The 14488-nt window shown below is 64.5% G+C and carries 11 protein-coding genes; 8 read left to right on the top strand and 3 right to left on the bottom strand.

The annotated features are described in order from the left end of the window. Positions 1-3: 3 nt before the first annotated feature. The 8 genes from RA302_RS14685 (at position 4) to RA302_RS14650 (ending at position 9143) form a co-directional block, all read left to right on the top strand. Positions 4-1440, top strand: coding sequence for a GuaB1 family IMP dehydrogenase-related protein (locus RA302_RS14685; protein ID WP_030536381.1), 1437 nt, complete (start codon positions 4-6; stop codon positions 1438-1440). 311 nt (positions 1441-1751) lie between these two features. Further along, the gene (locus tag RA302_RS14680) at positions 1752-3134 is read left to right on the top strand and encodes a hemolysin family protein (RefSeq protein ID WP_003944847.1); all 1383 of its coding nucleotides are present in this window, start codon (positions 1752-1754) and stop codon (positions 3132-3134) included. Beyond that, positions 3127-4215: a hemolysin family protein gene (locus RA302_RS14675; protein WP_003944826.1), complete on the top strand. Its 1089-nt coding sequence runs from the start codon at positions 3127-3129 to the stop codon at positions 4213-4215. The genes RA302_RS14680 and RA302_RS14675 overlap by 8 nt, the downstream gene beginning before the upstream one ends. Positions 4216-4218: 3 nt before the next feature. Then, on the top strand, positions 4219-5097 hold the full coding sequence (locus RA302_RS14670; RefSeq protein WP_030536382.1) for a hypothetical protein: 879 nt from the start codon (positions 4219-4221) through the stop codon (positions 5095-5097). 18 nt (positions 5098-5115) lie between these two features. Beyond that, positions 5116-6429: a CoA transferase gene (locus tag RA302_RS14665; RefSeq protein WP_030536383.1), complete on the top strand. Its 1314-nt coding sequence runs from the start codon at positions 5116-5118 to the stop codon at positions 6427-6429. A 31-nt stretch (positions 6430-6460) separates the two neighbouring features. Next, positions 6461-6937, top strand: a complete 477-nt coding sequence (locus RA302_RS14660; RefSeq protein ID WP_007727816.1) for an OsmC family protein — start codon at positions 6461-6463, stop codon at positions 6935-6937. Beyond that, complete coding sequence (locus tag RA302_RS14655) at positions 6930-7964, top strand: nucleoside hydrolase (RefSeq protein WP_338481160.1); 1035 nt, start codon at positions 6930-6932, stop codon at positions 7962-7964. The genes RA302_RS14660 and RA302_RS14655 overlap by 8 nt, the downstream gene beginning before the upstream one ends. A 231-nt stretch (positions 7965-8195) precedes the next feature. After that, positions 8196-9143 (top strand): sulfite exporter TauE/SafE family protein, encoded by a 948-nt coding sequence (locus tag RA302_RS14650; RefSeq protein ID WP_007727818.1) that lies wholly within the window; start codon positions 8196-8198, stop codon positions 9141-9143. A 62-nt stretch (positions 9144-9205) separates the two neighbouring features. On the opposite strand, the gene meaB is transcribed toward RA302_RS14650, so the two are convergent. From meaB to mutA, 3 genes are read right to left on the bottom strand one after another with little or no spacing between them, the layout of a single operon-like run. Then, entirely contained in the window at positions 9206-10198 is a 993-nt protein-coding gene (gene meaB / locus RA302_RS14645; protein ID WP_003945003.1) for a methylmalonyl Co-A mutase-associated GTPase MeaB, read from the bottom strand. A gap of 17 nt (positions 10199-10215) precedes the next feature. After that, entirely contained in the window at positions 10216-12468 is a 2253-nt protein-coding gene (gene scpA / locus RA302_RS14640; protein ID WP_030536385.1) for a methylmalonyl-CoA mutase, read from the bottom strand. After that, positions 12465-14360, bottom strand: a complete 1896-nt coding sequence (gene mutA / locus RA302_RS14635; protein ID WP_030536386.1) for a methylmalonyl-CoA mutase small subunit — start codon at positions 14358-14360, stop codon at positions 12465-12467. Before mutA ends, scpA begins: the two co-directional genes overlap by 4 nt. Positions 14361-14488 lie beyond the last annotated feature (128 nt).

Here is a 14488-nt window from a genome sequence, read left to right as displayed (position 1 = left end):
AACGTGCAGTTCCTCGAAGGGCAACGCCCCCCATACGACCTGACCTACGACGACGTCTTCCTCGTCCCTAACCGGACCGAGGTCACCTCTCGGTTCGACGTCGATCTCAATTCTTCCGACGGATCCGGAACGACCATTCCCGTCGTGGTCGCCAATATGACCGCAGTCGCCGGCCGCCGCATGGCGGAGACTGTCGCCCGCCGCGGCGGACTGGTCATCATTCCGCAGGACGTCCCCACCGAAGCTGTCGCCGAGACCGTGGCGTTCGTCAAGAGCCGCCACCTCGTCGCCGATACGCCGGTCACGCTGAGTCCGGACGACGCCGTCTCCGATGCGCTGGCGCTGCTTCCCAAGCGCGCTCACGGCGCGGTCGTGGTGGTCGAGGACGGTAAGCCTCTCGGTGTCGTCACCGAGGGTGCCTGCGCGGATGTCGATCGGTTCACTCGCCTACGTACCGTCGCGATCACCGACTTCGTCACGGCCCCGGTCACCGCCACACCGCGTGAGGTCTTCGAACTGCTCGAAACCAAGCACGATCCGCTGGCGGTCATCGTCAACGAAGACGGGACTCTTGCCGGCGTCCTCACCCGCACCGGCGCGATCCGTGCCGGCATCTACGACCCCGCAGTCGACGAGCGCGGCGCACTCCGGGTCGCTGCGGCGGTCGGTGTGAACGGTGACGTGGGCGCCAAGGCCAAGGCACTCGTCGACGCCGGTGCCGACGTGATCGTCGTGGACACGGCTCACGGTCACCAGCAGAGAATGATCGATGCACTCACCACCCTCAAGGCGCTCGATCTCGGCGTCCCGTTGGTCGCAGGCAACGTGGTCTCCGCACAGGGAACCCGTGATCTGATCGCCGCAGGCGCGGACATCGTCAAGGTCGGCGTCGGACCCGGAGCCATGTGCACGACTCGCATGATGACCGGCGTCGGACGCCCGCAGTTCTCGGCCGTCGCGGAATGTGCTGCAGCGGCACGTGAGCTCGGCAAGCACGTCTGGGCCGACGGCGGCGTTCGCCACCCCCGCGACGTTGCACTCGCCCTCGCGGCGGGCGCGTCGAACGTCATGATCGGCTCGTGGTTCGCCGGCACGTACGAGTCCCCCGGCGACCTCAAAGTCGATCAGGCGGGCAACGCGTACAAGGAGAGCTTCGGTATGGCCTCCAAGCGCGCTGTTGCCGCTCGCACAGCCACCGAAACGGCTTTCGATCGCGCCCGTAAGGGATTGTTCGAGGAAGGCATCTCCAGTTCGCGGATGCGTCTCGATCCCGAGCGCCCCGGAGTCGAGGACCTGATCGATCAGATCTGTTCCGGCGTGCGCAGTACCTGCACGTACGCGGGTGCGCGCTCTCTCGAGGAGCTGCACGAGAAGGCCGTTCTGGGCGTGCAGTCCGCCGCCGGATTTGCCGAAGGACGGCCGCTTCCGTCTGGTTGGTGAACCACGTTCTGTGACTGTCGGCGGGTGCTCGGGTCCCTACTCCCGGGCACCCGCCGGTATCATTGGATCCGTAAACAGAAAACAAAACTCGGTCGGGTGCCCTTCGGCGACCCGACCGAGCCCGCTACAGCCGAGAACTACTCGGCTCTGACGAAAGGAACCCGGTGCCCGAGGCACCCACACACTTACCCGGCGCTACACCCGTCGTATTATCCGAGGAATCTTCTGATTCCGCCGGTTCGGAGGGCTCCTCTAGCGAGCCGGGAGACAAACCCGGCGGCCCCCGTGCACATCTCAGGTGGCGATGACACATGGACATCGTTTTCACCATTCTCAGCCTGGTCGGCTTCATCGCGCTGACTGCAGGCACCGCCCTCTTCGTGGCGGCCGAATTCTCACTGACCGCGCTCGAACGCAGCACCGTCGACGAAGCTGCTCGTGGCGGCGACCGACGCTCGCGGCAGGTTCAACACGCGCACAAGACTCTTTCGTTCCAGCTCTCCGGCGCTCAGCTGGGCATCACGATCACAACCCTGATCACCGGTTACCTGGCCGAGCCGGTCCTGGCACGGTTCATCACACCGGTCACGAAGGCCGTCGGGCTCAGTGAATCCGCGGCATCGACAACGTCTTTGATCCTGGCGCTCGTGATCGCGACCTCGTTCTCCATGATCTTCGGTGAGCTCGTACCGAAGAACCTCGCAATCTCCAAGCCGATGCCCACCGCCCGCGCGACTGCGGGCCTGCAAGCAGGGTTCTCGCTGATCTTCCGGTGGGCCATCAACGGCCTCAACGGAACCGCCAACTGGATCGTGCGACGCCTGGGCATCGAACCCGCGGAGGAATTGCGCTCCGCGCGATCACCGCAGGAACTCGGGTCCCTCGTGCGGACGTCCGCGCAGCGCGGGTCCATCGACAAGGGCACGGCGATGCTCGTCGACCGTTCACTGCAGTTCGGTGACCGCACGGCAGAAGAGCTGATGACTCCGCGAGTGAAGATCGAATCGCTGGAACTCTCGGACACCGTCGCAGACCTGATCGTGACGGCGTCGCGGACCGGCTATTCGCGCTTCCCGGTCGTTCGCGGCGATCTCGACGACACGGTCGGCGTCGTACACATCAAGCACGCGTTCACCGTTCCGGCCGAACGTCGGCGCACGACGCGCGTCGACAGTCTGGCTCAACGTGTTCCCGTCGTGCCGTCGAGCCTGGACGGAGACACCGTCATGGAGCGAATCCGCTCCGACGGTATGCAGGTTGCGCTCGTCGTCGACGAGTACGGCGGAACTGCCGGCATCGTCACGATGGAAGACCTCATCGAGGAAATCGTCGGCGATGTGCGCGACGAACACGACGAACCCGAACTCGACGTGCAGCGCGTCGGCGACGGATGGTCGTGCTCCGGTCTCCTGCGCATCGACGAGGTCACTTCGGCTACCGGGTACACCGCTCCCGAAGGCGACTACGACACGCTCGGCGGCTTGGTGCTCACCGAACTGGGCCGCATCCCCGACGAGGGTGACGAGGTGGAATTGCCCGACGTCGACTCGTCCGGTGATTCGCGCGGAAAGTGGATTGCACGAGTGACCGGCATGGACGGCCGCCGTATCGACCGGGTGACCATCACGCCGGTCCCCGCTTACGTCGAACCCGAATCCGCAGACGACAGCAAGAAGGAGTCCGACGATGAATAACCTCTTCGGTGTACTCCTCACCGTCGTGCTGCTCGCCGGCAATGCATTCTTCGTCGGTGCGGAGTTCGCACTGATCTCCGCACGACGTGACCGCCTCGAAGCACTGGTCGCGCAAGGCAAGAAGCGGGCGCTCACAGTCATCAAGGCCGGTGAGAACCTCTCGCTCATGCTTGCGGCGGCTCAGCTGGGCATCACGATCTGCTCGATCCTCCTCGGTAAGGTCGCCGAGCCCGCCATTGCGCACCTCCTCGAGGTGCCGATGGAAGCCGTCGGCCTGCCCGACGGATTGCTGCACCCGATCTCGTTTGCCATCGCGCTGTCGCTCGTCGTCGTGCTGCACATCCTGCTCGGCGAGATGGTGCCCAAGAACATCGCGTTGGCCGGCCCCGAGAAGACGGCCATGCTGCTCGTTCCCGTGCATCTGGCGTTCATCAAGATCGCTCGCCCGATCATCGCGTTCTACAACCTGTGCGCGAACGGAGTGCTCAAGCTTCTGCGCGTCGAACCCAAGGACGAACTCGACGTCACGGTCTCGGCGGTGGAGTTGTCCGCGATGATCGGTGAGTCGCGATCCGAAGGTCTGATCGACGCCGAAGAACACCGGCGCTTGAAGCAGGCACTCGAATCGACCGATCGGACCGTCTCCGAGGTCCTGATCACTCTCGACAAGGTGCGGACCATTCCCCTAACACCGTCGGGAACAACACTGGGTGAGATCGAGCGTGCGGTCATCGAGACCGGATACTCGCGTTACCCGGTGCGAGCGAGCGACGGATCGCTGGCTGGGTACGTGCACCTCAAGGACGTGCTCGACGAGGTGCTCGACGAGGCCGCTGGACCGGACACCGTCGTTCCGACGTCGGATATCCGGCCGCTGCCCATCGTTCCGCTCAGCACACCGCTGGCCGAAGCGTTGGCCGGCCTTCGTCGGGCCAGCTCGCACCTCGGCGCTGTCACGGACGCTGACGGAGTGGTGATCGGTATCGTCGCGCTCGAGGATCTCCTCGAGGAGTACGTCGGAACGGTCCGCGACGGCACGCACCGCGGCACGGATGCTGTTCCCGGACAAAGAAACAGCTGATCGATGACACGTTCGGTGCATTCACTCGCACTCGCGCAGAGCGAGTGGACGGCTCGGCGGGCGCTTCACCTCGAGGAGGTGGAGAAGCTCGTCGAGCCGCACCGAGCGCGTCGTAGCGCCGGTATCTCTCACCCGGTGCACGACTTCCTCTTCACGTACTACAACTTCAAACCCGCCCAACTGCGCCGCTGGCACCCCGGGTACGGAGTCGCGCTCGAGAACGCCGCCGAATACGCAGCCTTCTCCGGCTACCGCGTCGACGAGTCGGGTACCGCGACGGTCGAGGCCTCAGTGCTGGAGCGTCGGCGTCACACAGTCGAATTCGTGTGGAATCTGTTGAATCAGACGTCTGCGCGGCCCGCTGTGCTGGGTTGCTTCGGCCTCCACGAATGGGCGATGGTCTATCGCGGGGGCGAGGACGCAATCCGTCACCAGTCGGTGCCGCTGCGACTCGGGTTCGCCGGTACCGACGCGGTCGTCGAATCCCTGCCACTCAAATGCACGCACTACGACGCGTTCCGGTTCTTCACACCGGACGCGGCCCCCAAGAACTCGCTCCCGCTTGCACGCGAAACTCAGATCGATCACGAACAGCCGGGCTGCCTGCACGCCGGTATGGACCTGTACAAGTGGAGCTTCAAATTGTTGCCACTCGTCGATTCCGACCTGGTGATGCGGTGCTTCGAACACGCGCTCCTGGCCCGTGAACTCGACATGCGCGCGAGCCCATACGACCTTGCCGAGTACGGGTACTCCCCCATTCGTATCGAAACTCCCGCGGGCCGCGCCGAATACGTGCGTCAGCAACAACAGTTGGCGGATCGTGCTGCGCCGCTCCGCGATACGCTGGCAGAGAAGTGCCGGGAGCTTCTCGGCCACTGAACTGCCGAAAGGCGTCGCATGGATCACGGGTACGGGTTCTATCTCGACGAATACCAGCGTGACGTCGGGGTGCACACCGACGACCGACGCGGGCACATCGAATGCCCGGACTCGGCGGGTTTCCTTGCGGCGCACTTGCCGGTGTTCGACCTCGCTGCGGGCTCGGTAGCGGCGTTCGCCTCGGCGATTCATCGGTCAACCGGCCCGGGCGACGGACACTGGACCCTCGATCCCGAGCGCATCGCCGCGTCCTTCTCGAGCGATCGACTGTTCCGGATCGGCGGCGAGCCGATCAACGGGTTCTCCGAGCACTCGGGGTTCTTTGCCGCCCGCGACGGTTGGGTCCGCACGCACGGCAACTATCCGCACCATCGCGACCGCCTGCTCGCCGTCCTCGAGCTCGATCACGGATCACCCAAAGATGCAGTGGCGCAACGGATATCCGAACTCAGCGCCATCGAGATCGAGCAGCAGGCCGCCGAGATCGGAGCCATCGCGGTCCGTGTTCGTACCGAGACCGAGTGGCGCCTGAGTGAGCAGTGCGCAGCTGCGAGGTCTGCGCCTCTGGTATCCATCCGAGCACGCGACGAGGGAAAACCCCGCACGCATCCGACGCGCCCACGCGTTCTCGACCTGACCCGCGTCATCGCCGGTCCGGTCGCGACGCGCGCCCTGGCGTTGGTCGGCGCTGACGTTCTGCGGATCGATCCCCCGGCGATCCCTGAGATCGGATGGCAGCACCTCGACAGTGGACAGGGCAAGCGGTCGGCGCTTCTCGACCTGAAGTCCTCGGCGGGAGCGACAGCGTTCCGAGAACTCCTCGAAACCGCAGACGTACTGGTCACCGGCTACCGGCCGGGTGCACTCGAAGCGCTCATCGGGCAAGATCTTCCCGCCCACCTGATTCACGGGCGCGTCAGCGCATGGGGATGGGAAGGTCCGTGGGCGAATCGCCGTGGCTTCGACAGCATCGTGCAGGCCGCGTCCGGCATTTCGTTTCTCGAGGGCGGTGAGAACCCTGGTGCACTTCCGGCGCAGGCACTCGACCACTCGACCGGATACTTCTTGGCAGCGGGGATCCTCGACGCGTTGACGCTGCGCTCGCAGGACGGCGGTGGCCGCGATGTCGACGTGTCATTGGCCAGCACCGGCGCCCGTCTTCTCGACGCACCCGGCCGAACCGTCCATCCCGGTCTGCCGACCGCTCCCGGCCTGAATGTTGTTGTCAACCATGCCGACGTGACCACCGCACGACCCGCGCTGGCAGAGTTCGAGGACTACCCCGAACCGGCGCATCCGTGGGGATCGGATCGCGCGGAGTGGGCACACTGAGGGACCGGCACATTCAGGGCAAGATGGACCTGTGAAGTCACATACCTACACACTCGACCTTCAGTGGACGGGCGATCTGGGAACCGGAACGTCCAGCACGCAGGGATATTCGCGCAATCATGCAATATCCGCGGTCGGAAAGCCGGAACTTCTCGGCAGCTCCGATCCCTCGTTCCGCGGTGACGCGCAGCGATGGAACCCCGAGGAACTGCTCGTTGCCTCCCTCGCCCAGTGCCACATGCTCTGGTACCTCGGTCTGGCAGCTGCCGCTGGGGTCGTCGTTCTCGACTACAGCGATCAGCCGGTCGGCAGCATGATCGAGGAATCCGATGGCGGCGGCCAGTTCATCGAAGTGACGTTGAATCCGACGGTGTTGGTCGCGGAGGCGTCGATGGTCGAGAAGGCCCAGGAGCTTCACGGCCCCGCACACACGAAGTGCTTCATCGCTCGGTCGGTGAACTTCCCCGTCCTGCATTCCCCGACGATCCTGGTGGCCACCGATGAGTGACATGCACAAGCTCATCGTCGACGTCGACACCGGTATCGACGACTCGTTGGCGCTTCTCTATCTCCTTGCCAGCCCCGAAGCCGAGATACTGGGGATTGCGAGCACCGCCGGCAACGTTCCGGTGGAACAGGTCGCGGCCAACAACTTGAACTGGCTTGCGCTCTGCGGCGCCCCGAACATCGAGGTTGCACTCGGCGCCCGCGAGCCATTGGTCATACCGTTGCGCACCACCGAGGAGACTCACGGTCCGCAAGGAATCGGCCATGCGGTCCTCCCCGATTCGGGTCGCAAGCGCTCGGTCCGAACCGCCACCGACCTCTGGGTGGATCTCGTCCGGGAGTACCCCGGACAACTCACCGGGCTGGTGACGGGGCCGCTCACCAACCTGGCCTTGGCGATCAGACGTGAACCCGATCTGCCGTCTCTGCTGAAGCGACTGGTAGTGATGGGTGGGTCGTTCAACTATCCGGGCAACACGACGCCGACCGCGGAGTGGAACGTCTCGGTGGATCCGCACGCCGCCAAGGAGGTGTTCGACGCGTTCTCCGTCGTACCCGCGCACCGGCGCCCGATCATCTGCGGCCTCAACGTCACCGAATCCATCGAGATGTTCCCCGAACATGTGCGTCGGCTCGCCGAAGCTGCCGGGAGCACCCCGGAAGAGATCATCTCGCCTGACGACGGTCCCGACGTCCGCAGTTCCGCGTCCAACAGCGTGATCAGGCATATGTCCGACGCAATCCGGTTCTACATGGAATTCCATCGTGAATACGACCAGGGATTTCTTGCTCACATGCATGATCCCTTCGCTGCTGCCGTCGCGCTCGATCCGAGCCTGGCGACGCTGAAACCGGCAACGGTAGATGTCGAAACCGAGAGCCCACTGCTGATCGGAACGACGGTTGCGGACTGGGTCGGGCACTGGAAGCGTGAGCCCAACGCGGATATCGCGGTCAGCACCGATCCGGCGGAATTCTTCGATCGACTTGTCCACCGAGTGGGAAATTATGCCCGCGTCGTGAGTTGACCGAGCCGGGCACCGGCTATGCTCGCATGGACAGAACACCAACGAACGAGAACAAAGGACCTGACGTGCAGATTTCCAGCCACGATGCCTCCCCGGCATTTGCGCTCGGATTGATGGCGTTCTGGCCCACTCGTCGTAGCGCATGCTTCGATCAGGCGTGTTGCTGAGCGGCGATTTCTCGCTGCCTGCACCCCTGACTTTGTCGCTTCTTCGCTCGGAGTCTGTCTTCTCATGTTCAATCTTCTTTTGTTCACCCTTGTCGGCGTCGGCGCCCAGCTCGTCGACGGCGCCCTCGGTATGGCCTTCGGTGTCACCGCAACCACTCTGTTGATGATCGGTGGCCTCGGTCCGGCTCAGGCCAGCGCCGCTGTTCACCTGGCCGAGGTCGGCACCACCCTCGCTTCGGGTGTGTCGCATTGGAAGTTCAAGAACATCGACTGGAAGCTCGTCGCCAAGCTCGGTGTGCCCGGCGCAGTCGGTGCATTCATCGGCGCAACTGTGCTCTCGGGTCTGTCCACCGAAGCGGCAGTCCCCATCACGGCGACGATCCTGCTGGCCATCGGTATCTATGTGGCACTACGCTTTTCGGTCCGCCCACCGGCCGTCGCAGACGCTCGTACCACCCCGCACACTGCACGTTTCCTGTCCCCACTCGGCCTGTTCGGTGGTTTCATCGATGCATCCGGCGGTGGTGGTTGGGGTCCGATCACCACCAGCACGCTGCTCTCACGAGGAAAGACCGCGCCGCGCACCGTGATCGGCTCGGTCAGTGCCTCGGAGTTTCTGGTCGCGTCAGCCGCGTCGCTGGGATTCCTTGTCGGATTGGGACGTGAGTCGGCGGGAAACCTCCTCGTTGTCGCCGGTCTCGCGCTCGGCGGTGTCATCGCAGCTCCGTTCGCGGCGTGGCTGGTCAGCCGCGTACCTGCAACCTTGCTCGGAACGGCGGTGGGCGGCGTCATCGTGTTGACCAACGCACAGAAGCTGTTCAAATCCTTCGACATCACCGGGGCGGTCACAGTGGCCGGTTACCTGACCATTCTCGGCGCGTGGGCAGCGCTGCTGTTCTACGCGTGGAAGCGGTCCACTCTCACCCCGGCCGAGGCAGAAGGCGATTTCACGGGAGTCGAACTCGCTGTCGAGACCGAACTCACCGAGCCTGCAGTCAAACGCGAACGATAGCTCGTCACAGAAGAAATCCCGGGTATCCGCGCTCGGATACCCGGGATTTTGTTCTTTCCGCGCTAGTTGCTTCCGTCGAACGCGTCGAGAATTCGCCCCGCCGCCAACGCTGCCGTCAGCGAACCGTCACGCACGCTCTGCTCGACGTCGGCCCGGATCGCACGCACCCGATCGTTGCTCGAGAGCCTGCGTAGCAGCTGATCGTTGACCATCGTCCAGGTCCAATCGACCTGTTGCTTGCGACGCTTCTCCTCGAACTGTCCCGCTTCGGTGAGCACCTCACGGTGTTTGGTGACAGTTCCCCAGAACTCGTCCAGCCCGACACCTTCGAGACCGCTCATCGTGATGACGGGCGGCTTCCAGATGGCGTCGTGCGGGTAGATCAGGCGAAGCGCACCCGCCAATTCACGGGCAGCGCCCTTTGCCTCGCGCTCATGCTTGCCATCGGCCTTGTTGACCGCCACCAGATCTGCGAGCTCGAGGACACCCTTCTTGATGCCCTGGAGCTGATCACCGGTACGAGCGAGGGTCAGGAACGTGAAGCAGTCCACCATGTTGGCAACAGTGACTTCGGACTGGCCGACACCCACCGTTTCCACCAGGATGACGTCGAAACCGGCAGCTTCGAGAAGCACGATGGTCTCGCGGGTTGCCTTGGCAACACCACCGAGCGTGCCGGACGTCGGTGACGGCCGGATGTACGCATTCGGTTCGACGGTGAGCCGAGCCATGCGTGTCTTGTCGCCGAGAATCGAGCCGCCGGTGCGGGTGGACGACGGATCGACCGCCAACACCGCAACCCGATGTCCCTTGCCCAGCAAGTACATTCCGAGCGCGTCGATGAAGGTCGACTTGCCGACGCCGGGAACGCCGGTGATGCCGATCCGGTGCGCTCCCCCGGCCTCCGGCAGCAACTTCAGTAGAAGTTGCTGCGCGAGGGCCCGGTGGTCGTCGCGGGTGGACTCGACGAGGGTGATCGCCCGAGCGAGGCCGGCACGCTGATTTCCGCGCACCGCCTCGGCGAGGGAATCAATGTCGATGGGCTGACGTGCCATCTTCAGTGACCCCCTTCTCAGCTGTTGTCGTGACCCAGTTGGGCGGAGAGCTTCTCCAACAATCCGCTGGCAGCGTCGGCGATGACGGTGCCGGGCGGGAAGATGGCAGCAGCGCCGGCCTCGTAGAGTTCGTCGAAGTCACCGGGCGGAATGACGCCGCCGACGACGATCATGATGTCGGGACGACCGGCCGCAGCCAAAGCCTCCCGCAGCGCCGGCACCAAGGTGAGGTGACCGGCTGCCAACGACGACACACCGACTACGTGGACGTCGTTGTCGGCCGCCTGATTGGCGACCTCTTCGGGGGTCTGGAACAGCGGTCCGACGTCGACGTCGAATCCGATGTCCGCGAAGGCGGTGGAGATGACCTTCTGGCCACGGTCGTGACCGTCCTGGCCCATCTTCGCGACGAGGATGCGGGGACGACGTCCCTCGTCCTCGGCGAACTTCTCGACCAGTTCCATCGCCTTGCTGATGTTGCTCACCGTTCCTGCCTCGTCGCGGTACACACCACTGATGGTGCGGATCTCGGCCTGGTGGCGTCCGTACACCTTTTCGAGGGCGTCGGAAATCTCGCCGACGGTAGCCATCGCGCGGGCGGCGACGACAGCGAGGGCGAGGAGGTTGTTCTCCATGCCGCCTTCGGTGGATGCGGCAGCGCGAGTGAGGTTCGCCAGTGCGGCCTCGACGGCTTCCGGATCACGTTCCGCGCGAAGGCGAACCAACTTCTCGAGCTGTTCCTTGCGGACCTTGGAGTTCTCGACCTTGAGAACTTCGATGGTGTCGACCTCGTCGGGAACGTACTTGTTGACGCCGACGAGCGGCTGCCGACCGGAGTCGATGCGTGCCTGGGTGCGGGCGGCAGCTTCCTCGATGCGCAGCTTCGGGATGCCTTCGTTGATGGCCTGAGCCATTCCGCCGGCTTCCTCGACCTCTTCGATGTGCTTACGAGCCCGGTTGGCGAGTTCGTTGGTGAGCCACTCGACGTAGTACGAGCCACCCCACGGGTCGATGGGACGCACTGTGCCGGATTCCTGCTGCAGCAGCAACTGGGTGTTACGGGCGATGCGGGCGGAGAAGTCCGTCGGCAATGCGATCGCTTCGTCGAGTGCGTTGGTGTGCAAGGACTGGGTGTGGCCCTGGGTGGCAGCCATGGCTTCGACGCAGGTACGCGGCACGTTGTTGAAGACGTCCTGCGCGGTCAGGGACCAGCCGGAGGTCTGCGAGTGGGTACGCAGCGAGAGCGACTTCGCGCTCTTGGGGTCGAACTTGGCGACAAGCTCGGCCCACAGGAGGCGTCCGGCGCGGAGCTTGGCGACCTCCATGAAGAAGTTCATGCCGATGGCCCAGAAGAAGGACAGGCGAGGTGCGAACTTGTCGATGTCCATACCGGCGTCGAGGCCGGCGCGGATGTACTCGACGCCGTCGGCGAGGGTGTACGCCAGTTCCAGATCGGCCGTCGCTCCGGCTTCCTGGATGTGGTAGCCCGAGATGGAGATGGAGTTGTACTTCGGCATTTCCGCGCTGGAATACGCGAAGATGTCCGAGATGATCCGCATCGAGGGCTTCGGCGGATAGATGTAGGTGTTACGAACCATGAACTCTTTGAGGATGTCGTTCTGGATCGTTCCGGCCAGCTTGTCCGGAGTGACACCTTGCTCGCCTGCCGCAGCGACGTACAGCGCGAGAATCGGCAGCACGGCGCCGTTCATCGTCATCGAGACCGAGACCTGCGAGAGGTCGATTCCGTCGAAGAGCTGACGCATGTCGAGGATGGAATCGATTGCGACACCGGCCATTCCGACGTCACCGGCAACGCGAGGATGATCGGAGTCGTAGCCGCGGTGTGTGGCGAGGTCGAAGGCGACCGAGAGACCCATCTGACCGGCCGCGAGGTTACGACGGTAGAACGCATTCGACTCCGCGGCAGTGGAGAATCCGGCGTACTGGCGAATGGTCCACGGCTGGTTCACGTACATGGTCGGGTACGGACCACGCAGGAACGGCGCTGCGCCCGGGAAGCTGTCGAGCGGGTAACCCGACTCGGCGGCGGCCGTGCGGTCCGCACCGGTGTACACCGGCTTGACGTCGATGCCTTCGGGGGTGGACCAGACAACCTGCTCGGCGGCGTAGTTGTTGGCGTTGGCGCCCTCTTCGATGAGCGCCTGGGCCTGCTCGACCGACGGCGGTGTGGGTGCCGGAGACTGCGGGTCCTCGAGTGGGACCTCGGCGAAACTGCCGATCACGTGCTTGACCTCTCGTGTCGTCACTTGGAGCTTCCCGTCTCGATGAAGTCGAGCAGTTCGGTCAGAGCCGACACTGCGTCGATGCGGGCGGTGAGGAATCCGTCCGGGCGAGAATCGCCGGTCGCGTCGGCGACTGCCTTCTCCGGTCCTGCGAGCAGCACCTTGGTGATGCCGGCGGCGCGAAGTTCGGCGACGGCCGCTGCGGCGCTCTCGCCGTAGCGCTTGTCCGTGCCGCACAGCACGGCGACGGTGGCACCGGAAGCCTTGACTGCAGCGGAGATGGCCTCGGCGCCCACCTCGAGCGGGCCGGGGTTGACTGCGTCGATACCACCCGAAGCGAGCAGGTTGGACGCAAACGTGGTGCGCACGTTGTGTTCTGCAACCGAGCCCAGCGGCGCGAGAAGCGCAGTGGGACGGGCGCCGCCGGCGGCGAGGAACGCGTCCGAACGGTCACGAAGCGCTTCGAATGCAGCTGCGTAGCGGGCGACGGACTGGCCGGGCTCGACGGCTTCGGCGGACAGCGGCGTTTCGCCGAGGTTCGGGAACTCGTTGACACCGGTGACCGTGGTCTTGCGGTGTGCGATGTCGGAGTCGCGCTTGGCCTTGGTAGCGGCGATGCGACCGGAGACGATTCCCGCTTCGAGTGCCGCCAGATATCCGCCGGCTGCTTCGATTTCCTGGAAGAACTCCCACGCGGTGGCGGCGATCTGCTGTGTCAGGTCCTCGACGTACCAAGACCCGGCCGACGGATCGAGGACACGGCCCAGGTGCGACTCCTCGAGCAGGAGCAGCTGTGTGTTGCGCGCGATGCGCGAGGAGAAGGACTTGCTGACACCGAGGGTGCCGTCGGCCAGGGCGACGTCGAACGGAAGAACAGTCACTGCATCTGCTCCGCCGACGCCGGCGCCGAATGCAGCGAGGGTCGTGCGCAGCATGTTCACCCAGGGATCACGCTGAGCCATCATCGCGGCGGAGGTGACTGCGTGCTGCGGCGCTCCACCAAAATCGGAAGCTCCGCAGACCTGGGCGATGCGTGCCCATACGAGACGTGCGGCGCGGAACTTCGCGATGGTCTGGAACTGATCGTCGGTTGCCGCGTAGCGGAAAGCCAACTGCGACAACGCAGCACCGATGGTCAGGCCGCTCTGGGCGGTGAGTGCACGGAGGTACTCGAGGCCGGCGGCGATTGCGGCTCCGAGTTCTTCGGCGTCGCCGGCACCCGCGTTGTGAAAGGCCGTGCCGTCCACGGTGATCGCGTGCACGGTTTCCGCACGAGCGGCGGCGAGGGCGGCCAACTCGACTGCGCCTGCAAATTCGACGTCGGCTGCGCCGGAGAACGAACTGGTCAGCGGTGCTGCACCGAGGTGAACTCGGATACTGCTGCGATCGCTGACACCGTCGCCGGCTTCGCTGCGTGCATCGAGGAGTGAGAAGAGTGCTCGGGCTGCATCGTTTGTCGCTGCGCCTGCATCGAGCGTGAGCGGTGCGAGGTCGAGAAGCACGCCCTCGAGCGCAGCGGCGAGGTCGGTGACCGGAACGCCGTCGGCGCCCACCTTCAACCAGAGTGCGCTGACTCCGTTTTCGAGGGCGTCCAGGATGGCGCGATTGGTCTCGGCCGCCGAGGCGGTTCCGAATGCAGCGGAAACCAACCAACCGGCATTGACATCACGGTGAGCGTCGACGCCACGCACGTACGGAAACGTGCCCGGCAAGCTCTGCTCGGGACGCTCGTCGCGTGGGCTGTAGAGCGGTGCGACAGTGACACCGTCGTAGGTGACGGTTTCGAGCAGTTTCTGTGGCTCGGGGCCCAGTTCTGCCGCATCGACTCTGCGGGACTTGGCGAGCACACCGGCTACGGAGCGCTGCCACTCCGCGTACGCCTGCTCGACAGCCTCGGCTTCTGAAGCTAATGACACTGTGTCCGCTCCCTCTCATTTTTTGCGTGAGCGCTTTACCGATAATCGGATTTGTTCGTTAGTTCTGTGATGCTAACCCGCGGTTGAGCCCAGATATCGTGAGGATCACGTCATGTTCTTCACAGGGC

The organism is Rhodococcus sp. DN22, from assembly GCF_036669995.1.
Classification (GTDB): Bacteria; Actinomycetota; Actinomycetes; order Mycobacteriales; family Mycobacteriaceae; genus Rhodococcus_F; species Rhodococcus_F erythropolis.
Note: the sequence above shows the minus strand (reverse complement) of the source record. Positions and strands in the feature narration are given on the sequence as shown.